This is a genomic window from Erysipelothrix amsterdamensis (assembly GCF_940143175.1).
GTDB classification, from domain to species: domain Bacteria; phylum Bacillota_I; class Bacilli_A; order Erysipelotrichales; family Erysipelotrichaceae; genus Erysipelothrix; species Erysipelothrix amsterdamensis.
In genome coordinates this window covers 801,050-822,265 of the sequence record NZ_OW659496.1, presented here as the reverse complement: position 1 = coordinate 822,265, position 21,216 = coordinate 801,050, and the positions used below count along the sequence as shown (strand labels likewise).

Annotated in this window: 22 protein-coding genes; 6 read left to right on the top strand and 16 right to left on the bottom strand. The window is 32.7% G+C overall.

Translation table 11 applies throughout. From position 1 onward, the window contains the following. Window positions 1–55: 55 nt before the first annotated feature. The 9 genes from NMG63_RS03855 to NMG63_RS03815 all read right to left on the bottom strand — a co-directional run bounded on the left by NMG63_RS03855 (window position 56) and on the right by NMG63_RS03815 (window position 9,332). Entirely contained in the window at window positions 56–976 is a 921-nt protein-coding gene (locus tag NMG63_RS03855) for a hypothetical protein (RefSeq protein ID WP_254006399.1), read from the bottom strand. Window positions 977–978: 2 nt separating this feature from the next. After that, window positions 979–1,593, bottom strand: a complete 615-nt coding sequence (locus tag NMG63_RS03850) for a C39 family peptidase (protein WP_254006398.1) — start codon at window positions 1,591–1,593, stop codon at window positions 979–981. 358 nt (window positions 1,594–1,951) lie between these two features. Next, the gene (locus tag NMG63_RS03845; RefSeq protein ID WP_254006397.1) at window positions 1,952–2,587 is read right to left on the bottom strand and encodes an ABC transporter ATP-binding protein; all 636 of its coding nucleotides are present in this window, start codon (window positions 2,585–2,587) and stop codon (window positions 1,952–1,954) included. A gap of 707 nt (window positions 2,588–3,294) precedes the next feature. Beyond that, a complete protein-coding gene (locus NMG63_RS03840; protein WP_254006396.1) occupies window positions 3,295–4,161 on the bottom strand; it encodes a hypothetical protein in 867 nt (288 codons plus the stop codon). A gap of 28 nt (window positions 4,162–4,189) precedes the next feature. Beyond that, window positions 4,190–4,618, bottom strand: a complete 429-nt coding sequence (locus NMG63_RS03835) for a hypothetical protein (RefSeq protein ID WP_161636567.1) — start codon at window positions 4,616–4,618, stop codon at window positions 4,190–4,192. A gap of 308 nt (window positions 4,619–4,926) precedes the next feature. Further along, window positions 4,927–5,331: a hypothetical protein gene (locus NMG63_RS03830; protein ID WP_254006395.1), complete on the bottom strand. Its 405-nt coding sequence runs from the start codon at window positions 5,329–5,331 to the stop codon at window positions 4,927–4,929. Between the two features lie 318 nt (window positions 5,332–5,649). Beyond that, window positions 5,650–5,892, bottom strand: coding sequence for a hypothetical protein (locus tag NMG63_RS03825; RefSeq protein WP_254006394.1), 243 nt, complete (start codon window positions 5,890–5,892; stop codon window positions 5,650–5,652). A gap of 662 nt (window positions 5,893–6,554) precedes the next feature. After that, complete coding sequence (locus NMG63_RS03820; protein ID WP_254007568.1) at window positions 6,555–7,169, bottom strand: ATP-binding cassette domain-containing protein; 615 nt, start codon at window positions 7,167–7,169, stop codon at window positions 6,555–6,557. A gap of 3 nt (window positions 7,170–7,172) precedes the next feature. Then, on the bottom strand, window positions 7,173–9,332 hold the full coding sequence (locus NMG63_RS03815) for a bacteriocin-associated integral membrane family protein (RefSeq protein WP_254006392.1): 2,160 nt from the start codon (window positions 9,330–9,332) through the stop codon (window positions 7,173–7,175). 1,101 nt (window positions 9,333–10,433) lie between these two features. Between NMG63_RS03815 and NMG63_RS03810 the strand changes: the two genes are divergently transcribed. The 6 genes from NMG63_RS03810 (at window position 10,434) to NMG63_RS03790 (ending at window position 14,986) form a co-directional block, all read left to right on the top strand. Further along, window positions 10,434–10,646, top strand: a complete 213-nt coding sequence (locus NMG63_RS03810) for a hypothetical protein (protein ID WP_254006391.1) — start codon at window positions 10,434–10,436, stop codon at window positions 10,644–10,646. Window positions 10,647–11,061: 415 nt separating this feature from the next. Further along, complete coding sequence (locus NMG63_RS03805; protein WP_254006390.1) at window positions 11,062–11,286, top strand: helix-turn-helix domain-containing protein; 225 nt, start codon at window positions 11,062–11,064, stop codon at window positions 11,284–11,286. A gap of 28 nt (window positions 11,287–11,314) precedes the next feature. After that, on the top strand, window positions 11,315–12,442 hold the full coding sequence (locus NMG63_RS03800; RefSeq protein ID WP_254006389.1) for a restriction endonuclease: 1,128 nt from the start codon (window positions 11,315–11,317) through the stop codon (window positions 12,440–12,442). A gap of 77 nt (window positions 12,443–12,519) precedes the next feature. Beyond that, a complete protein-coding gene (locus NMG63_RS09210; protein ID WP_367399272.1) occupies window positions 12,520–12,660 on the top strand; it encodes an Arm DNA-binding domain-containing protein in 141 nt (46 codons plus the stop codon). A gap of 1,158 nt (window positions 12,661–13,818) precedes the next feature. Further along, window positions 13,819–14,253, top strand: a complete 435-nt coding sequence (locus NMG63_RS03795; protein ID WP_254006388.1) for a hypothetical protein — start codon at window positions 13,819–13,821, stop codon at window positions 14,251–14,253. Window positions 14,254–14,464: 211 nt separating this feature from the next. Continuing rightward, window positions 14,465–14,986: a DUF8453 domain-containing protein gene (locus tag NMG63_RS03790; protein ID WP_254006387.1), complete on the top strand. Its 522-nt coding sequence runs from the start codon at window positions 14,465–14,467 to the stop codon at window positions 14,984–14,986. Window positions 14,987–15,094: 108 nt separating this feature from the next. Here the strand turns inward: NMG63_RS03790 and NMG63_RS03785 are convergent, their stop codons facing one another. The 7 genes from NMG63_RS03785 to NMG63_RS03755 all read right to left on the bottom strand — a co-directional run bounded on the left by NMG63_RS03785 (window position 15,095) and on the right by NMG63_RS03755 (window position 21,212). Next, on the bottom strand, window positions 15,095–16,204 hold the full coding sequence (locus tag NMG63_RS03785; protein ID WP_254006386.1) for a Sapep family Mn(2+)-dependent dipeptidase: 1,110 nt from the start codon (window positions 16,202–16,204) through the stop codon (window positions 15,095–15,097). 1 nt (window position 16,205) lies between these two features. Then, on the bottom strand, window positions 16,206–17,162 hold the full coding sequence (locus tag NMG63_RS03780) for a glycosylasparaginase (RefSeq protein ID WP_254006385.1): 957 nt from the start codon (window positions 17,160–17,162) through the stop codon (window positions 16,206–16,208). An 11-nt stretch (window positions 17,163–17,173) separates the two neighbouring features. Next, window positions 17,174–17,689: a zinc-binding metallopeptidase family protein gene (locus NMG63_RS03775; protein ID WP_254006384.1), complete on the bottom strand. Its 516-nt coding sequence runs from the start codon at window positions 17,687–17,689 to the stop codon at window positions 17,174–17,176. Continuing rightward, window positions 17,689–18,252: a hypothetical protein gene (locus NMG63_RS03770; RefSeq protein WP_254006383.1), complete on the bottom strand. Its 564-nt coding sequence runs from the start codon at window positions 18,250–18,252 to the stop codon at window positions 17,689–17,691. The genes NMG63_RS03775 and NMG63_RS03770 overlap by 1 nt, the downstream gene beginning before the upstream one ends. Next, complete coding sequence (locus NMG63_RS03765; protein WP_254006382.1) at window positions 18,245–19,240, bottom strand: hypothetical protein; 996 nt, start codon at window positions 19,238–19,240, stop codon at window positions 18,245–18,247. Before NMG63_RS03765 ends, NMG63_RS03770 begins: the two co-directional genes overlap by 8 nt. Window positions 19,241–19,255: 15 nt before the next feature. Next, a complete protein-coding gene (locus NMG63_RS03760) occupies window positions 19,256–19,774 on the bottom strand; it encodes a GrdB-related putative oxidoreductase (RefSeq protein ID WP_254006381.1) in 519 nt (172 codons plus the stop codon). 85 nt (window positions 19,775–19,859) lie between these two features. Then, window positions 19,860–21,212 (bottom strand): PTS sugar transporter subunit IIC, encoded by a 1,353-nt coding sequence (locus NMG63_RS03755; protein WP_254006380.1) that lies wholly within the window; start codon window positions 21,210–21,212, stop codon window positions 19,860–19,862. Between the last annotated feature and the right edge of the window lie 4 nt (window positions 21,213–21,216).

Here is a 21,216-nt window from a genome sequence, read left to right as displayed (position 1 = left end):
TTAGTCTTTTAGTTTATGAAGCATAAAATGATCCAAAAAATTGGAATCTGCTAAGTTAGTCTTGACTCATTTTTCGCTTGCATTTTTTTCTGTTACAAGTATATAGAATACCGATTCCAGTAGCAATCATTGAGAGTGTAGCAATTATGATTGATCTAACTAATTTAGATTTAGAATTGTTAATTCTAAAATTTTCACTTAAATTTTTTTTACCAAAAACACTTTTAGATGGTACGCCAAATAATTCGCTTCCTTTAGTAATGCCTTCTTCAGGAACCACAGTATATGTTTCATCATAATATTTTTGCAATGGACCTCTCAATTCTTCAACTTTATATATTTGTCCATGTGTAACGCCTTCTATCTCAATGAAGTCACCAATTTTTTTATAAAAAGGAATGATTTCTTTCGTCTCAGTAGAATATACAAATGCTAAATCAGGACGTAACCCAGTTCTAACATACGCAATCTTTTCTGAATCCAGCTTGTTATCATTAATATAATTTTCAACATAGTCTAAGTCGATAGAAAGTGTTCCACTATTTGTCATCTCTAAATTTGTTAGAATATATTCTCCATCTACTTCTTGAAAGTTTGCAATTTGATTTGTTTCTGTTAAAGACTCAAATGCAATCGAAGCCTCATCTAAGTTGATGTCCTCATTTTCCAAAATAGAAATAACAATGTCATTATCCAACATAAGCAGCTTTATCATATTTCCACTTAGTGGACTAATAAAAGTATCCTGTCCTAGACTTCTACTTCTCCTTGGACTTTGATCATCGATAAACAATTCAAAAAACTTTTGACTCTCATTAACTGATTCCTTATCCTTAGCTTTTATACTGATCGCGTCTATTTGTGTACCCTCATCGCTATCTGCATAAACTAAGTTTTTTGGTAAAATATGACTCGAAGCAGTCACAATTAAGACGAATCCCAAAATACTCCAATACTTTATCTTAAATCTACTCATAATTAGAATTTCCCCTTCGCTACGATACTATAAACAATATTTGCTTTATTCCAGATATGATCTTTTCCTCCAACAAATGAAGCGTATTCAACAAAAACGGTTCTTCCCCAAGGATCATTGACTTCAATATAATGATAATCGGACGAGTTTTTATTTTCGACCCATTTATAACCTCTTCCTACAATCGCATGACCACTTCTTCCCTCTTTAAAGTCTGATTCAAATAAAATGATGTAAGGTTTTCCATTATTAATGGAAGTAGCATATTTCCAATAACCCAAAGGTCCATACTTAGAAATATAGTGATTTCCATAGGCAGAAGCATAATTAACAGCCTCGACCGTTTCAGAAACACTTCCTTTTGACGAAGTATTCCTCTCGCCTGTCACCTGATAGACTATATCTGAAATCGACCCTCTACTTCCGTAAAGGTAATCCCCTACCATCTTAGCTGACGTAGCCCAACACCAATACGTTTGCCCTTGCTGATACAGTGGAACCCATAAAGTTTTCTTACCACTTGCGGCATATAAATCTGTTAGTGAGGCTGAAAAGGTTATCACACCTACAAGTACAACAGTAACAATCTTCAAAAAACAATTTCTACGCTTCTCCATAATTTCCCCTCTTTATGTTCAATTTGTAGTATATACAAACAGTAACACTATTCAAATATTAAAATCAACATTGTTTTTTTCTCCGTAAACTTAACAATGGAAATAATATTATACTTTTAAGTTATTCTTGATTTTAAAGTACTTTCGATACTAACTTCAACGCGTGTAAATTAAAAAGTCTTTTGTATTTGAATTCATTCTAAAACGAATCTTGACGAAAGTCTTCTACCTAAATGTTGATTCCAACCGAAACAGTCTAAGTACGGTTAAGATTATATATAAAAAAACACGTTCATTCGACTGGTCTACATCCAGTTTGATGAGCGTGTTTTTTTATCAATGTTTTATTGATTGGCTCTTATGCACAATCAACTATGATTTTTTTATCTTGTATTGTTAAGACGGTATCTGCAAGATGGTCAATATGTTGATACTCATGGCTTGTGAAGATAATGACTCGGTCTTTATTAATATATCTTTTTATTAAGTCAATGAGTACCATTGTTGACCTTTTATCAAGAGCATTAAAGGGTTCATCTAAGAGTACAAGATTTGGTTGTTCCATGAACGCTTGAATGATTCGTAACTTTTGTTTCATTCCTAACGAATAAGACTTATAGCGCTTGTGAACATTGCATTCCATATCGAAGATTTGAATTAATTCGTTAAGGAAGTTTTTATCCGTTTGTTTTCGAATTTTTATCAAGTACTCGAGATTTTCCATACCTGTGTAGTTTTTGATGAAATGCGAATCATTGATTAAAACACCAACACTCCTTGGAAAATCACGGTTTACACCTAATGTTTCACCATACACATTGATTGTTCCTGTGTTGGGTTTAGAATAGCCGCATAGCATCTTCATTAGGACGCTTTTTCCAGATCCATTCTCGCCAACAAGTCCTACAATTTTTCCCTTCGGAAGTTCCAAAGAGACGTCTTCGAAAATTTCTATTTTTTTAAATCGCTTCGTTACATTTCTTATCTTAATCATAATATTCTCCAATCTTTTTTGAATGACCCCAGTATAAAAAATAAGTCATAACAATGAAACATATATAGATTGAGATATACCGTAAATTGATATCATACGTGTCAGGCATTACAATTAAATGATACTTGCCGATGATTATATCTGCTAACAACAACATAAATACAGTAAATATTTTGTGAATTGATCGGGAACCGTTTTTTGTTGCTATGTTTATAAAATTATAAAGTAGTTTTAAAAATACCATCAAGAGTGCTATCTTGATGCCCTGTAAAAAAAGTTCAACTAAACTATTAGGAGACAAAACGAAACGAACGTGTTGAGTGTTCGAAAAAGCAACTAAAAGTGCTCCATAACCCATAATTATCACGAAGGAGTTCTTTAAATATTTTAAAAATAGATAGATCCAATAACGGGTTATACTTTTAAATCGTGACATCATAAACATATGAATTGACGTTTCCTGATCACTTACGGTATCTGTATAGAGAAACAAGTAATACACAATCAGATTCAATACCCCCAAAATTATTATGTCTTTGAAATAGAGTCCGACTCTGCTGAATGCAGCTGAGTTCATAAAATATACCTTATACTCATCGTAAATTTGGAATCCATGTGCCGTATCAAGGTGTACGTTTACTAAGTGTATAAAAGTGATGGTAAGTAATGGGAGGACCATCATACAAGGTAAGATTTTTTTTATTTTTCTAAACTTCATAGCGACGACAACTTATAAAGTACAAGACTACTGCTGAGATAATCGGAACCAGCAATGACGATAGATACATAAGTGTATTAGGATAACTATAGGCTCCTGAAACGATTACAGCTGATGGATCGAACATATATCTAAAAACGGAGTTATAAGGGATAAATAATGAACTTGCGATTGAAAAAGAAATAAAATACATCGTAAATGCTAGTGTTGCCATAGGCAAATTTGGGAAATAAGGGACTACAAAACCATATGCGACACCATAGATTAATGGGACTACAAAGAATACAAAAATTCCCCATAATAAGTGATACAGCCTACAGTGGTTTAAAAAGAAATCTTTCGGCAGCCAATCAATGAATAGTTTTACCGGAATACCAAATTGTATATCAGCTGCACTCACTTTACTTCCAAATAATGAGACGAATATATAGAAAATTAAATAACCCAAGAAGATTGAAATTGAAACTTTAAGCGACTCTTCAAAAATCTTCTTCCGTATGAATTTTGAATAACAATCAAAACGGTAACACTCAAAAAAGTGCTCATTGTTTTTCTTTAGGTAGATGTTTATCCCAACAATAGTGATAAATAGAGGAAGTAATAATTGAAATAAATTCGAGCCCCAGATCATCATACTAATGTAGGACCCTACACTTTGATGGAAAAATGGCCACCAATTGTTTTCTCCACCGAATTCCAACGCATCGATTCCCGAAAACTTAAAACCATTCTGAAATCCTTCCCAAAGCGTTGATAGTGTGTGATTATTTGATTCAAGAGAAATGAAGAATACAGATGTAGAAAGTAATACAATTAGTAGATAATCACTATTTTTTCTTACGTTACGTGAAAGCATCTTACAATTCCTATCCTATTTTAAAGTCTTACGGTCTCCAAGATCCCGAAACTTGAGTATACCCACTATCCCATATATTTTGTCTGCGAGCCCGTAGATCATATTGAGTTCCTCTCTTTGTATTGGTATTTGTTATTGTAAAACAACCCGAGTCATGATTCATAAAAAGAACTTCTCTTTGTTCCTTACCCGTTCTAGAATTATGAATCGAAAAAAACATGTTGAGTCCTTTTAAAGACGAATAATCCCATTCAATACCACTTGGGCTATACGTCTCTTTATCAACGACACTTGAAACTATCGCTCTTTTTCTATTTGCACGACCGTCGAAACCATAATAATAACAATTATAGTCCGTTGGTCCAGCAGGTTCATTCGCTTGGACGGATAGATCAACGATGCTTCCTAACACCATAGTAAAAATCAAAAAAACCAATACACAAAACGTTTTTCTCATAATCACCCTCCTATTCTTTTGTGTACGCATAAAATATAACACAAAAAAAGCCCCTATTTTACTCCGCTATTTCGTATTAAAGACACGATTTTATTTAGGAAATATTTAGACTATTGCATATAATACATCCATTTTATATCTCAGTATTAAATTAGATACGGAATTTTTTTAATTGTCGTTTTACTCTTAAATGACAAAAAAGTGCGAATGATTTCGCACTTTGCATATATATTCTTTTATCGAGTAATACCTAATTCGATAATTCTCAATAATTTTTCGAAAGTATTAAATCAGTATAAAGTTTATCGCTACAATACCGCATCGACCCACCTATCAAATGGTTTAAAACTATTATTTTTAATAACATAATTCTCATTATTCACGATCAAGTAATAATTACCTACATTGTTAAATTCGTTAGTAGTTCCACTCTTTAGATTTATTGTTAGTACTATCATTCCACCATAGATAACTTCCATTTTACTCTTAGAGATTTTCTCTACCTCAAATTCATCTAATGCGTCTACGAGTTCTGAGATATCTTCAGCATTCACTTCACGTTCTAAAACAGTTGGACCGATATGTCTCTCTATGCGAACACTTTCAATACCATTTAACTCAATATCATCTTGCATTGTCTTAAGCATGTCTTGCTTACTACAACCGGAAATGAACGCTAAAACAAGTACCCATACGATTATGAACCTTTTCATTCAAATTCCTCCTGTTAATTTTATTATACATGTTTTTCATCAACTTTAATCTATGTAGGATTATTCCAATTTAAGTAATCTACCATTCAAACATAAGATTTTTAAACAGAGTATTTTCATATTATTTACTGTCTAATATCATAGTGTTAGACAGAGTATTTCTACATAATGAATCTAACTTATTTTTTATAAAAAAGTGCGGTCATTTCCCGCACTAACAAAGCTATACTCATTTAAAGGGCTGTAGATATTCAAACTAAATGATTTCTTCCAAATAGATAGACTGGATCTGATGTTTTTGATTCATATCCATATGGTCTATTCTTTAACAATATTAAGCAAAGAATAAATAAAAGCTATTATCGAAAATACAATTAATGCATATGATAATAGATTAATCATCGTAAGTCCTTTAAATTGTAAGAATATGTTCCATGAGTCTCCACTTATAGCCCGATCAGCAGCATAAAAAACATGTGCGATTCTTAGTACAACAAAAGCAAAAAAGCCAGCACCAAATGATATTTCTCCAAGTTTCATTGCCTGTTTATTTTTATTCATAATATTCCCCCTCATAATTTTATTAATAATAAATTACACTCAATATTTGAATATAATTCTGTTCTTAAGCACTGCACTTACATTATACAAATAGACCCAAGGAGTACGAATTATGATCAAATCATCCCCTGAGTACCCATTTCTACTATGACTAGGTACTGGTACGCCAATTCGATGACTACGTCAAAACATACCTTCTGCTCTTTTGATTTGAATCTATAAGATTAGATAACTTGTTCATTATGCATTCGATCATTGGTTACGTTATAAATGTTGAAATTGAAAATAAAAAGCTACTATCTAATAGTTTTTAGTAGATTCTTTTTTCAGAGAAATACTCCGACATTGATTATAGAAAAAGCATCTACCGATATTATTTATACCTTATAAAATCATGCTTCAACTTAGAAAGCCCTTACACAGATATTACCATAACATGGTCAATAATCAAGACACTTTGTCAAAATAAAAAATAATAAGTGTATTGGTAATCTGTCTTCCGAGATAGATTCTTTTTAAGTGACACATCAACCGCCTGAAAAGCCACATGCATAATTAGGCGTTCGGTTTATCCAACGAAATATTAGATATAAAAATTACTACTATTATTTCGGAATTAAAGATCTAGATTTACGAATGCCCTTAATAGACTACTCATCTTATTATAGTTCTATAACTCGATCGCATAATTGCATAATTTCTTTACTATGAGAAACAATCACAACGACTTTCCCTTGCTTTGTAAACTCAGAAAGAATTCCCATCACAATCTCTGCATTTTCTTGATCCAAATTACCGGTTGGTTCATCCGCTAGAACGATATTACCTTTTTTTAAAATACACCGGGCCAATGCGACTCTCTGTTGCTCCCCGCCACTAAGTATATAGATTGGGGTTTCTAATATTGCGCTATCGAGTCCAACTTGTTTTAAAGCATCGTCTAACTTATTATCATCTTTCTTTTTAAGTACCAACTCAAGATTATACCGAACGCTCTCATTATCAATTAAGGCATAGTTTTGAAATAGATAGTTGATATTCTCACGGACCAATTGCTCTTTTTTACGTTTGCTAATATCTTTAGTAGCTATCGAATCAATTAATAATTCTCCTTCATAATCAGAATCAATTAAACCGATTATATTTAATAGTGTACTTTTTCCAGAGCCACTTTTCCCGGATATCCCAACCAATTCACCCACCACAAATTTTTCATTAATATCATGAAACAGCGTGCGATTACCAAATGTTCGACTTACCGACTTCAATTGAATCATCATCTATTCCCCCTTTATCTGATTACTCGAATTATTTCTAACAAACTTCGATTTCACAATACTAAATACGATAACATCAATCATTATAATTAACAGAAACAGAACTCCAATTCCTTTAAAACTAATGGTCGTTTTTAAGAACACCGGCAAAATAACAGTAACAATAACAACAGCAAGTAAATCTGTAAAGAATAACAAAAGAATGTATTGTTTGAATATATTGAAATCAGATTCCCCTATTAGTTTTCTAACGAAGATTTCTTTTCGAATATCGCTCATATACGTATGTGTTATATTAAAGGATACAAAACTGATTAATAAAATTGAGATAAGCAGTATACCGGTATAGATCTTTAAAGAAAATTCCAAAATAGAAATCATTATATTTAGATCATTTGAAGTGTTGTTAAAATGTTCAACAGAAATATTATTCTCTAAATTGAACTTTTTGAAAACATCTTCATTCTTCTTATACCACGCTTCCTTTGTTTCCGTCGAGTCCAGACTAAATTGCGCAGCTGTTGACGTTCCATAACCAAAGAATCGGAGTTGATAATCGGGAATCCCTTTAACTGTATTCTCATCAAATACAATTAATATCGGATTATGGATAAGATAATCCGAACCGACTACTTCACTGTTCATTGAGAAAAAATCTGAGTCTTCATAGATTATTGATTCCATCTGCAAATCATTTACGATTGTTTTCGTTGATTGGAAATACTCTCTATAGTCTTGAAGTATCGAGTTCTCAGAATCTTGTAGCTCTCTCGGTATTAATATGACACGTTTTTCTTTTTTTAGGGCGTTTTTAATTTGTTCCATCGGTAATAATTTATAATCGTTTATATAGATATCATTAACCAGAGCAAAAATATACTGATCATCATAACAATTTCTTGCTAACTTTCGTTCGTTCGTTTCATCAGGGCAAGAATAAGCGGAAAAATCAACATAGTAGCCATTATTACCCGCGACGATTTTTTTATAAAAATCTGAATAATTAAATTCTGGATATCCTTTTGGAACACGCTTATTGCCTGCAGAATTAATATCTGATCTGTTTTTTGCATAACTTGTAAAAGCATAAGTGTCCCGATAGTTTTCAAAAATACTAAGTTTATAGCGTTGATCAGCAAGCGATTCTAACATATTAGTCGTATTGAGTAAAAAATATCCCAGTATAATTGTAAATAATACTTTAGACACCATCGAAATCCTAATTATCGCATTTGTTGTTTTTTGGTTTTTTGTAAGCGAAGCAATGCTATATTTTCGCGTAATAACAGTTGAAGCTGTAATAATCAAAATAATCGATGCCAGTAGATATACTGATAGATATGTAATCTGAATTTTAATTAGGTAAATATTCCAATAGTTCATAATTAATGATGTCATAAACATTACAATAACCGAGAAAACTATATACCACGAAATATATTTAGATATTCCTTTTTTTGCTACCGAAAAATCAGACAATCCAAGTAATTTATATACGCCGATTTCTTTGTTTCTTTTTACAAAACTAAAAATCGTTACGAGCATATTACTTATCGAAAAAATTACAATTGCAACCATCAAAAACAAGAAAAAAAACTCAGCATCACTTGAGATTGTTTTTTGCTGAACAATTTCATCAGCATCTAACCCCGCTCGCTGAGCAATTTCTTCGATATATACTTCAGCTTGTTCTTGATCTTTTGCATAGAGATCAAGAAAACCGTAGACTTCTTCGTCTAAAATACTTTCATCAAGTTTTTTAAAAGTTAATTCAAGTTGCTCGTTTGAACCAATGTTTAGTGGTTTGACATAAAAATCGTGATTTTTATTCGTTTCAAAAGTTGATAAACTTAATGTTCCCGGCGGAATTCTTACGACTAAAAATTCTTTGACGTCAGTGCTAAAGTCATTAACAGATACATAGCGAATTTTCTCGCTGTATTTTCCAAAATAAACATGATTTTTTTGGGCAGAACCGATGATACTCATAAACTCATCTCTCGATATTTTTGCAGTATCTGGTATATAAATACTCTTATAGGATCCTGATTTAAAAATATCATTAAGCATCGTTTCTTGTTGTGCGGACACTAACAAGATTGAGAACATTACTATAAAGACGATGAAAACAGACGTAAAGACTCTCGTAATTTTTGATGACATTGCAATTCCCCTCTTTTTTTAAAGTGCTATGGTAGTTTTTAACAATTAAATTAACTTATTAAGTACGGGTTATTCATAACACAGAATAGCATAGGTGTTTAAAGTCCCACCCAATAAGCGTAAACGTTGGGAAACCTCAGGTATCTTACCAATTTCCCACGATCCAACATGATAATACTCAAAACTTGCTCTATCTGTTGCTTATAATCAAATTTCTGCTTGACTCCAGATGCTATTTCTAGATTGCGGGTCCCAAGCTTCAATCCTTACTGTCTTCCATGAACTCAAGTATATTTCATCTTTTTATTTCAAACCATTGTCCGATCCAAAATTGCCGGAATCAGCTAATACACAACTAACAGAAGTGATTAATTACATAAATACAGATATACGTAAAATAATTCTATTTGCATTATAGGTTCCTCTAAAGATTATGTATTCTTTATTATTCTACCATACCATGTATGCGATTACATCATTTCGTATATTTCATCTTTACATGTTAATTTATTTAAATCAAAACATGACAGCACACCACTTCAAACAAATAATCTAGACTACTAAAAGATAACTTATAGATTTTGCTGTTTCTTTTGAAAAAGACTTGCCTCCTACTTCCTTATATTTATTTGTTCATATATTGTACGAAGTTAACCTCTCCGATTTAATATTATCATTTCTCAACCAAGGTGTATCAACTTTAGACTACTAGAACAAATTCCGTATTTGCCACTTCATGAAACTATCGAGTCACAATACTTTAACGATTTAGCTAAGTTATTACTGTTCTGAAGTCTCCCTGTAAATAATCCTCATTGTCTTGATCCGAAATCCAATTATGAATTCTATCAATAGCATAATTATTCGAGTTATTTACTTCATTGAGAAGTTTGTTTAGGGATTAGTCTTTGATTTGATTCACGACATTTCCTCCTCAAATATATTGAAATGAACACAGATTCCCATGTGCGAGGAATAAATTAAATACAATCTTATTTCTCCTTCTCTCAAATCTTGTGAAATTAAGTTCTCTCTGTTTCATAAACTTTTGACACATCATTCCTATAGACTGCTACGATGTGGTTGGAAAGGAGGGATTAAGTGAAAAAGTATCTATACAACAAAAGTAAAACTGATGGTGTTTACCATGAGGTACATGTTACTACCTGTAATCATTTGCCTGACATGAAAAACCGTGTTTCACTCGATGAGCAAAAAAACTGTCATGATGCGATAAGAGAAGCAGAAAGACTGACTGGCGACCATGATTTTGATGGATGCATGTACTGCTGCGAAAATTGTCACAACGGATAAATTATTAAGAACAACGTGGTAAAGTCTAGCGTTGTTCTTTTTTTTAGTTTTTCGTTCTATATCTTCTTAAACTCCTGTTAGGCATCAACACCATATTGACAGTATCATTCCTTTATTGCCTTTATATCCATACCCAATACTCATCAATAATAGATTTAAGGCTTCCAAGTCTGACTTTTGCGAATCACAAGAACTGTTCCTTTCTCCTTCTGTGAGTATGTAGATTGAGCAAAACCTATTTTGGATGCCATTTACAATTGCTTAAGATTTGATGACTTTCTTGACGAACTATAACTGATCTCATTCATTTCACGCTCTTATTTATTATCTATAATACCAAATAGGAGGTTTATTGATATTTCTATTGTTTATATTATAATGGTATTACAAATACCATTTGAGATAGAGGTTAATTATGAATCAAGATGAAAAAGATAGATTAGGACTTATTTTAAAAAAATACCGTATTAAAAATAATATGACTCTAGAGTACGTTGCTGATAAACTCAATATTACTCATAAATCTGTTCAATTTTGGGAACAAGGAAAAAATGAAATCAAATTATCAAAACTGATAGCTATTTCCAAACTCTATAATATTTCGATAGACTCTATATTAGCAGAAGCAAATATTAAATAACAAAAATATTTTAAATGGGGGGGGGATTATGTTAAATCGTAAAAATAATCTAATCAAAAAGTTAAATATATTATTGAAAGATATCGTATTTCTGTTACTCAAAGCGCTATACTTATTTGTTAATGTCGTAGCGATATTTTGTATATTTAGCGAAATTATCCTACTCTTTTCTCTTTTTAAAGATCAAGAAAACGTCGGCGCTTTTTATACCTGTTCAATAATTTCGGCTATAGTTGTATACATACATTTACACCTAAAAAAAGAAATTAAGAAATTAGAACTACAAAGGACTTCAAATATAAATCCACAAGTAAATCATATCAACAATGATAATTTGGTTTCTTCTGACAAATACGAACCTAAAAACTCATTTATAAGTATTGATATACAGAAGAAAAGCGATTCTATAGATGAAAATCTAAATAATAGTAAAATTGGAGTTCCTGAACACATAACAAAAAAAATAGTAAAGAATAAAGTTTATTCTAGAGTTTCCAAGGAACAATCAGAATATGAATTAAGCGAAGCAATAGCTTTAGACCAAAACGTTTTGAATGACCACGACTTGTTAACTCGTATCGTTGAATTTGTTATTCATGAGAGTACTTTTAGTCAAAAGAAATTACAAAATGAATTTGATCTTGATTTTATAACACTCTCTTCATATTTAGATACACTAAGAACGCTTCAACTTATAGATTACAAAAACGAACGAATTAATAAACATTTTGACCTTTCAGGTATTATTTTAAGAATAGAAAACGCTCGTACATTTCATAAAGATTTAATAACACGAAAGAGATTTGAATCCCTTAAAAACCACTCTGAATTCGAAGATTTTATAATTGACCTTGTAACAAAACTTGATTATATAATTATTAAAAAAGTTCCACAAGTCAATAATCAAAGTGTTGATTTTATTGCAACAAAAGATAAAGTTAAATTTGCATTTCAATGTAAATTTCATAATGCACCAATAAACTATGGTACCGTCAAAGAAATAATTTACGGAGTAAAATTTTTCGACTCACACGTTGGCGTAATTGTAACCAACAATAGTTTTAGAAAACCAGCAAGAGAACTTGCAGATTCAAATAACATTGTACTTTGGGATGGCGATGATTTAGTAAAACTCATTAACTCTATAAATTACTAATCGTTATCGCTAACAAAAAGATAATTTAACGAACTACCTTTTAACGATCTCATGAATAGTGAAAGAATGATTTTAGTATGCCTGTTTATAAAGATCAAAAACGAAATACCTGGTATTTTGATATCAGGTACCGAGATAGTTTGGGAAAAGTAAGAAGGATAAAACGACGCGGATTTAACAGTAAACAAAGAACAATAAATGCAGAACGAAATTTTTAAAAAGAAATGAAAAAGGACGATTTACCGAAATCGAGAATGTCTCTTAGGGAAATTGGAATAGAAATGATTGAATTATCAAAATACGATGTTAAAGAACAAACATATAAATAAAATCTTTACAAAGTAAACCAATTTAACCCCTGATACTGCTATTGCATCCATTACACTAAGAAAAGCACTAGCTTGGAGAAATTCATTGGTATAGGTTAAAACGCCTATTCTCCATAAAAAAGACGGTTCAACCGTAGGTGGTAAACCATTTTCAGTTAAATATAAAAATGAAATCATTTCACTTTATAAATCGATACTCGGATATGCAGTAAAGATGGAGTATATATAATGATGTCTCTATCAATTTATTCTCATAAAAAAAACAATGTGAAGATATGACCAAATCCAATATTTTAGATTATGAGACGTTTAAGGAGGCTTGGAAAAAACTCCCTGAAAAGACCTCGTAAATATTTATTTCAAATTAATTATTTTACTCGCATTTTCTACAGGTGCTCGACGAACTAAGTTAAAAGGACTCACTTTTGAAGATTATGATGGTAAAGGAATTTTAATTAATAAATCCGTAACAGGAAAAAATTCTGATCGTGCACAAAAATAAAAAAATTAAAAACTTCCGCTGCTGTTCGATATGTTGAATTAGATAACTTTACAGTCACTCAAATGAATAGTTATATCAAATTTATTAAATCAAAATTTGATATAAAACAATCAGACTTTATTTTTTGAAATCAAAGTCCCTCTTGCAAATAACTCGATGCATTATTCATTCAAAAGAATGGTACTTGAATGCCGGTTACACGATTTATGACATTCACACGCTACGCTTCTAATACAAAATAACGTCACAATTAATTTTCTTCAATCTTGATTTATTAAATAGAATCAAGTATAATATGGCCGTAAAGATAGTGCTTTCTTTATTATACTGAGTTTATAGATGATCTCAGAAGGAAGTAGCTTGTTCTATAACAAGAGTATCCTGACAAAAAAACACTAATATTATACTGAGTTTATAGATGATCTCAGAAGGAAGTAGTTTGTTTTACAACAAGAGTACCCTGACAAAAAAACACTAATATTAAAAGAAAGCACTCGGAAGCACTTCTTCGGAAGTGCTTTTTTTGTTATCAAAGGAGAGATTCTATGATTATCACATTGCCAACAAATTTTATAGATGAATTGAGCAATAGGTATACCTACAAAGGTCATACTCAGATACTCGATGCAAATCATTATTATACAGGATCTATCTTAATTAATGATACTCCGTTTGTAGCATGTATTCCTCTACACTCATATTGTAGAGCTAATTTCGTCCCCATTCTACCTCCCAATAAAAGTCCCCACTGGAGAAGTCATGGTTTAGAATATGGAAAAACCATCCTTCTAACTTCAGATGATTTAACTAATTATGCTTCTATTGGTGGTGTTGATGAAATTGTATGGAACGATATACTCTTAAAACAGAAATTAATTGTCAAAGAAGTTAAGGAATATTTTATTGAAATAATTAACTCTTTGACTAAAAAAGAATTAGGATTGTGGCTATCACGTTTTGAAAAACAAAATTTAAACTAGTCAACACTGAATTGCTTTCCAGAACATATAGCGACACTAAGGAAGTATGACATCTCCCAACTTGAATTCAAATTCGAATCCTGCTCGACTATAGAATCTCTAATAGATTTAATTACAGGTTAATTTTTAGTGGAATACAATAAAGTTAAATAACTATGAAAGTGAGGTATCTTTTATGTTTCTAAACATATCGTATGAAATATAGCAGATTTTGGGAGTTATCTTATCTTCAATTATTTCTACAGCAGCTTTTTTGTGGACTTTATATGAGTCTAGAAAAAATTCAAGAGAACAAAATAAAATGATTGAAGAGAGCACACGTGCTAATCTTCAAATTTACACTGCTCCTTTAATTACGAATAGAGATCATTTTTACATCGTAATTAAAAATTTCGGTAATTCTTCAGCTCGTATTGAAAAAGCAAGCATTGATGAGACTACAGATTCAGCCTTGACTGTAAATGAAAAGCCATTCTCAACTAGAATGAAGGACACAGTACTTGCTCCAGGACAGACAGCAACTTATGCAGTCGTTCCTTCTAACTTAGATTCTAATCATGTATCAACAATAGAATTATCATATTTTTCAACAAATACCAACAAAGTATATAAGGCAGCGTTTGAAGGAAAACTTAGATCCTTAAGTACACTCCCATCTATTGGAATCAGTGATGCGCCAATCGATAAACAATTATTAGAACTATTACAAGACCATTTACGACGTAACTTGTAATTCCATTACTACTAAATATTTTTTCAGTATCAATATTTATTAAAAAGTGGGATCATCTTCAAGTTCTCACTTTTTATTCAGATTATACTCTTTTGAATAATTCTACTTTTATAGATCTTTCAATTTATAGAGAGCATTGCTATAAATTTTGGCATTATTCAAAATATCATCAAGATTCATCCACTCATCTGGTAAGTGGGCAATATCTTTTTGACCTGGGAAACTTGGACCAAATGCAATAATATTAGGAATAATTTTTGCATAAGTACCTCCTGTTGTTGTAACTGGAGCCAAACGTTCACCCATTACTTCTTCATAAGCATCAGTTAATAAGGTGATTTCTGGTGACTCTTTATCATAAAATACAGGATTCCAGTTGTGAGCACAAACTACTTCGATACTTTCAGGAGTTACTTTACGAATCATTTCAATCAATTCATCCACAGTTTTTACTTTAGGATAACTTAGTGAAATTTGGAAGAATAGGTTATCATCAGTCATACCCAGTTTATAACCACGCATAATCATTTCACCAAAGTCTTCATCTTTAACATTAATACCTAACTTAACACCATTATTTGGACTTGAAAGAATGTATTCGTTAATAAATTCATTAAAGTCTTCTTGAGAGCCATGATTAACAAATTGAATTAGAGCACGACCTCTTTCTCCGTAAACTACTGGCCACTTACAATCTGGTGTCCATCCAAATACCGGAGGATTTTCTTTGGTCAAATAATGTTTAACACATCCAAATCCTGACTCTTCATTTGTACCAAAAACAACACGAACCGGTCTATTAAAGGTTACTCCCAATTCTTTAAGAGCATAGAGCGCATAAAGATTTGTAAGAATTGGTCCTTTGTTATCTAAGACGCCGCGACCCCAAATTCGTCCTCTATCGATGACACCGCCAAGTGGTGGATAAGACCACCCTTCTCCTACTGGAACGACATCAACATGTCCAAAGATACCGATATAGTCGCCATCCCCCTCACCATACTGCGCATATCCGATGATGTTATCAATGTTCTTTGTATGAAATCCTAGTTCTTCAGCAATGGTAAGCACCTCTAAAAGTGCTCTTTTGGGCATTTCACCGTAAGGTGCATCCTCAGTGTGAACCCCCTCAACAGATTCAATAGCAACAAGACGTTGGATTGATTTTAGAAGCTCTGGCATTAATTCATCCATTTTTGCATAAATTTTATTAAGCATATTATTTTTCCTCCAAAGGTTTCATACGTTCACTTAAGTACTTATCTAACCATTCTTGAGGAGCAATTTCATGTATCATGTGATCTCCTACTCGCTTTGTGATATAAACAGTATTCGCTTGCTTTTCAGTTGCTACCGAAAATGAAAAATTATCAATGTTTGATGCAACTCCCCATTCACCATTTTTATTCATAGCAACAATAGAAATATCACCCGCTTCACCTCGACGTTCAATCAATTCACGATCAAAATCGAATGTTACTTTTTCTACTGCTTCTTGTGGTGTGATTCCTTCCTTCATAAGTCTCACAACTTCATACGAAACGACGCCCTTCATCAAGTCTTCACCTAGACCTGTTGCGGAAGCTCCCCCAACAAGACTATCAGCATAGAGTCCTGACCCAATGATTGGTGAGTCGCCAACGCGTCCTTTTTTCTTCATGAAAAGGCCACTTGTAGATGTACCAGCAATAATATTTTGTTCGCTATCTACCGAGACCATTCCCACCGTATCATGACCTGAATAGGGCGAAATTTCGATTTCACGCATATCTTTTACGCGGTTATGATAATGAATTTTGGCGCGATTGGTTAGCATGTTTTTACGTTCGAATCCTTCCTTATGAGCGTAAGCCTCTGCACCTGCACCTACCAATAAATTATTAACTTTATATCGGCTTAAAGAACGTGCAATTGAAATTGGATTTGCAAAATCTTTAATTGCTGCGACAGCGCCAATATCAAATGTTGTACCATCCATATATGCTGCATCTAATTCTACTTCCATTTCCTCATTTGGAAGTCCTCCATAACCGACTGATTTGTAGAATGGGAAATCTTCAATTGCTTTAATTGCTGTTTCAATTGCATCTCCTGCATTACCATTATCTTCTAGGATAGTAACTGCACTATCTACACCTTCTTTAGCCATTCGCCATGTAGCAATAATACCCCACATAGTTTATACCTCTACTCTCTATAATTGTAATTTTCACTTAATATTTTTCTATACTTTTCTACTGTTAGATCTCTGACAATATATTCCACTAATCGTAATGTTTCTTGGATATCGAATTTATGAACGACACCTCGATGCGTATGCATATAACGCATTGGAATGGATAATATGATTGATGGAATTCCTTCACGTGATTTATGAATGTTTCCCGCATCAGTACCGCCATCTAAGAAGCATCCTAATTGGTAATGAATATTGTTGGTTCGACAAATCCCTTCAAGATAATTAAGAAGACCTCTATTTAGTATAGTCATAGAATCTATAACACTAATAGTAACTCCTCCACCGAGTCGAATGATATTATGATCCTCGGGAGTATCTCCAGCAACTGTAGTATCTATCACAATTGCTAGATTGGGATAAACCAAATCCGCAGTGGTTCGAGCGCCACGAAGTCCTACTTCTTCTTGTACTGTTGCTGCCAAAGTAACTTCATTATCTGTTGGCTTATTAATTAGAGAATTCATTAACCACATTCCAACCGCTCACTTGCGCGATCATCAAAGGCCTTACCACAAATATAATTTTTATCATTCATGATACGACTTTTTGATACAAACGCGACCATATCTCCTTCTTTAATACCCCTATCAAGTATTTCATTTTTAGAGGAAACACCCATATCTACATAAACACGGTCAATTGGAATTGTTTTACTTTTTTCTTCCATCGTCATTCCATGCATTGCTTTACTACCAATAATTCCATAGAATTCTTCATCATGATCATTAATAACTACAACTTCTTGGTTCATGATTACATGGGGCCAAATACCACCAACTGGTTGTAAAAAAAGATAACCATCTTCATCAATTTTTTTCACATAGAAACCGACCTCATCCATATGTGTAGCCACCATGATGCTAAGTCCATTTCCTTTTTGAGTAAATAGAGCTGAACCAATACCATCTTGTTCAAGTGGTAAGTTAATTTTTTCTTGTAGATATTTTACAACTCGATATTCCATACCAGAAACACCATAAATATCTGATAATTCTAATAAATCATTCCAATCAATTTGATTACTCATGACGAGTTCCTCTACAGTTTTGTGTTTCCACAATACGCTTAGAATTTAAAGTTGTTAAATAGTGATTCAATACAGTAGTAATATTATCGAGGTACTGTGTATCAATGACATTGTAAATCGAATCTTTATATTTAAGTGGAATTACCACAACGATTGTTGGTGTACCAGATAAGGATTTATGGATAAAGGAACCGTCTGTTGGAAGATCAGTCAAATGAGCTTGAGGCATAAAACCGCATGCTTTGGCTGCTTCATAAAGATCTTGTTTTAATATTTGACTTGGTAATAGTGATTTATCAAAGCTTCTTATAAAAATATCTTTGTCGTCCCATGATTCAACATAAGCGGCATCAACAACGATAGCAAGATCTGGATGCACTGATGTTGTCGCAGTAATAGCACCACGTTGTCCAACGACCGAATGGGAAATCCCTCCAACATTGAGATTAAAGTTTAAATTTTTATTTTCAAGTGATTCTAAAAGTTTTAGACCGACTTCGATACCAGCTCTGTTTGATAAATTATTGGCTGCAACACTCTGATTTAACAACTCAAATCTTGGAGTAACGATGACAAAATTACCAACAAGAACTCCAGCAACTTCAGCTTCTTCTTTTGTTTTAAATCCAGCATCAATAACAAAGTCATCGCCTTTTCGTAATACGATTCCTGACAACCTCTTATGATGGCGATCGAGGAGTGTTACATACTGATCGTTCAACCATGCTTTCATATATAAACCAACAACAATAAATTCCATACTTCCGTTGTCATTAATTTGAGAAATCATGAGTCCACTCTCATCCATATTTGAACTAATCATAACATTGTAATCAGAGTTTCCTTTTTTCACACCAAATACGGATCCTAGACGATCTTCAATGATTCCTAAATTTTTATCAATATAAAAATTATAGAGATAATCTCGAATTTCTTTCTCATCTCCCGATACCCCAGGTAATGCACATAATTCTTGTAAACGATTCATTATAATTACAACTCCTTAATATATAAACGATTCATAACTTGATTTTGGCTGATCTTCTACAACTGCTTTTAGAACTTTTGACATGTTTTCAAGCGACTCATTCAAACCTGTTCCACCTTTACGTGGCATTTTGATGATTCTCACACTGTATTTGTATTGTTTAATCACTTCTTCATTTTCTTTTGAGAACATTGCTACTGCTTTTGTATCAGTGTTTTCTTCGATGTATTGTGCGAGAATTGCTGACATCCTTGAATAATCTGGATAATCAAAACATGGGCCACATAATACAATGTCTGCTTTTAATTTGGTAGCAAGTCCAGCAACTTTACGCTTCACTTCTTCTTCATGGTCGAAAAAATAACCATTACCACAATACATAGTCGCTAGAACGAGACCCCCTTCTTGTTTAATGTATTTTTCAAACATGTGGTAAGATCCAATTCCGCCTTTTTCCACCGCCAACTCGACGTTCGGTCTTTCCTTACCTCCAGCTCCAGCTTGTGTTTGATCAAAAAATAGTAATACTCTCATAATTGTCCTCCTAAATGAAACGAAGCAAACTTATGAAGTCCATATCGGTCTTTCACAAGTCGCTTCGTGTTTTATATATTAAATCTTATAAGTCATCAAACGATATATCATCGAGCGAGATATCATCTAATTCATCCACTTGTAAATCTTGTGGTTTCTTTTCATCTTCGAGATATTGCTTATCTAAGATTCTAAAGAATGGATAATAAACTAAGCAACCAAGTGCTAGAAGTCCCAATTGGAATATTCCGGCAAATAGACTACCAGTTGATAACCAACCCGAGAAGAAAATTGGTGTTGTCCATGGTAAGGCAATTCCTGTTGTATATGGAATAATTCCAATGACTGTCGCAGCTGTTGATAATGCAATATTCATAACCGGTACAAGTAGAAATGGTATCAGTATTATTGGATTCAGTACGATTGGAAGTCCAAATATAATCATTTCATTAATTCCAAAAATTCCAGGAACAATCGATAAGCGACCTAATTGTTTCATGCGTTGCGATTTACCCATTGTGACCATTAATAGGACTAATGACAATGTACTTCCGCCCCCACCGTAGTTTCCAAAAAAATCAGAGAATGGACCCGTAAAGATATATGGAAGCGACTCACCCGCAATGTAGGCTGCCTGGTTTGCATAAGTCATCGTATTATGAATTGGAGAGAATATGGTATTTGTAATTGCAGGTCCATTAATACCGAAGAACCAGAATAGAGTTGATAAGAACTGATAAATTACTTCAAATAACTTATTTGTTCCAAGTCCCATCAAAGGTGTTTGCAATACTGTAAAAATAAAGTTCTGTGCATTTCCAAAAGATGTATTCACAAATAATAAACGCACTAAGAAGAACGTAATCATTACAAACATACTAGGAACCAAAGCAGCAAATGATCCCATTACTGCTGGTGGAACACCTTCAGGAAGTTTAATTACCCAACCTTTTTTCGTTACATATGCAAAGATTTGAACGGCAACAATCGCGGTAATCATGGCGAGGAATAAACCTTGAGAATTTAAATTTGAGAAAGCAAACCCTCTAAATGCTTTTCCATCTGCATTTAGGAACAATTCGTGTGTTTGTGGCGTAATGATTAGATACGATACAAGCGCAACCACTCCTCCCGAAATAGGTTCAACTTTTAGTTGTTTAGCATATGAATAAGCAATACCTAAAACATTTAAGAGTGCAATCATATTTATTGTAGCATTTGATACCACCAATAAATGGCTGTCCCAACCTGATCCAAAAATTCCCTCCATAAACTCCGGATATCCAGTTATAGGGAAATTCGCAATTAATAAGAATATCGATGCAACTATAATTAACGGAGTACTAACTAAAAAACCGTCACGAATAGCAACCAATACTTTATTTGTACTTAGCTTCTCAGCAATTGGAGCCATCGTTTTTTCTAACCAATCAAACATGATC

Excerpts from the sequence above, each read along its gene's own strand:
- NMG63_RS03855 (WP_254006399.1), bottom strand. The coding sequence starts at position 976 with ATGAGTAGATTTAAGATAAAGTATTGGAGTATTTTGGGATTCGTCTTA.
- NMG63_RS03850 (WP_254006398.1), bottom strand. The coding sequence starts at position 1,593 with ATGGAGAAGCGTAGAAATTGTTTTTTGAAGATTGTTACTGTTGTACTT.
- NMG63_RS03845 (WP_254006397.1), bottom strand. The coding sequence starts at position 2,587 with ATGATTAAGATAAGAAATGTAACGAAGCGATTTAAAAAAATAGAAATT.
- NMG63_RS03840 (WP_254006396.1), bottom strand. The coding sequence starts at position 4,161 with ATGCTTTCACGTAACGTAAGAAAAAATAGTGATTATCTACTAATTGTA.
- NMG63_RS03835 (WP_161636567.1), bottom strand. The coding sequence starts at position 4,618 with ATGAGAAAAACGTTTTGTGTATTGGTTTTTTTGATTTTTACTATGGTG.
- NMG63_RS03830 (WP_254006395.1), bottom strand. The coding sequence starts at position 5,331 with ATGAAAAGGTTCATAATCGTATGGGTACTTGTTTTAGCGTTCATTTCC.
- NMG63_RS03825 (WP_254006394.1), bottom strand. The coding sequence starts at position 5,892 with ATGAATAAAAATAAACAGGCAATGAAACTTGGAGAAATATCATTTGGT.
- NMG63_RS03820 (WP_254007568.1), bottom strand. The coding sequence starts at position 7,169 with ATGATTCAATTGAAGTCGGTAAGTCGAACATTTGGTAATCGCACGCTG.
- NMG63_RS03815 (WP_254006392.1), bottom strand. The coding sequence starts at position 9,332 with ATGTCATCAAAAATTACGAGAGTCTTTACGTCTGTTTTCATCGTCTTT.
- NMG63_RS03805 (WP_254006390.1), top strand. The coding sequence starts at position 11,062 with ATGAATCAAGATGAAAAAGATAGATTAGGACTTATTTTAAAAAAATAC.
- NMG63_RS03800 (WP_254006389.1), top strand. The coding sequence starts at position 11,315 with ATGTTAAATCGTAAAAATAATCTAATCAAAAAGTTAAATATATTATTG.
- NMG63_RS09210 (WP_367399272.1), top strand. The coding sequence starts at position 12,520 with ATGCCTGTTTATAAAGATCAAAAACGAAATACCTGGTATTTTGATATC.
- NMG63_RS03795 (WP_254006388.1), top strand. The coding sequence starts at position 13,819 with ATGATTATCACATTGCCAACAAATTTTATAGATGAATTGAGCAATAGG.
- NMG63_RS03785 (WP_254006386.1), bottom strand. The coding sequence starts at position 16,204 with ATGCTTAATAAAATTTATGCAAAAATGGATGAATTAATGCCAGAGCTT.
- NMG63_RS03780 (WP_254006385.1), bottom strand. The coding sequence starts at position 17,162 with ATGTGGGGTATTATTGCTACATGGCGAATGGCTAAAGAAGGTGTAGAT.
- NMG63_RS03775 (WP_254006384.1), bottom strand. The coding sequence starts at position 17,689 with ATGAATTCTCTAATTAATAAGCCAACAGATAATGAAGTTACTTTGGCA.
- NMG63_RS03770 (WP_254006383.1), bottom strand. The coding sequence starts at position 18,252 with ATGAGTAATCAAATTGATTGGAATGATTTATTAGAATTATCAGATATT.
- NMG63_RS03765 (WP_254006382.1), bottom strand. The coding sequence starts at position 19,240 with ATGAATCGTTTACAAGAATTATGTGCATTACCTGGGGTATCGGGAGAT.
- NMG63_RS03760 (WP_254006381.1), bottom strand. The coding sequence starts at position 19,774 with ATGAGAGTATTACTATTTTTTGATCAAACACAAGCTGGAGCTGGAGGT.
- NMG63_RS03755 (WP_254006380.1), bottom strand. The coding sequence starts at position 21,212 with ATGTTTGATTGGTTAGAAAAAACGATGGCTCCAATTGCTGAGAAGCTA.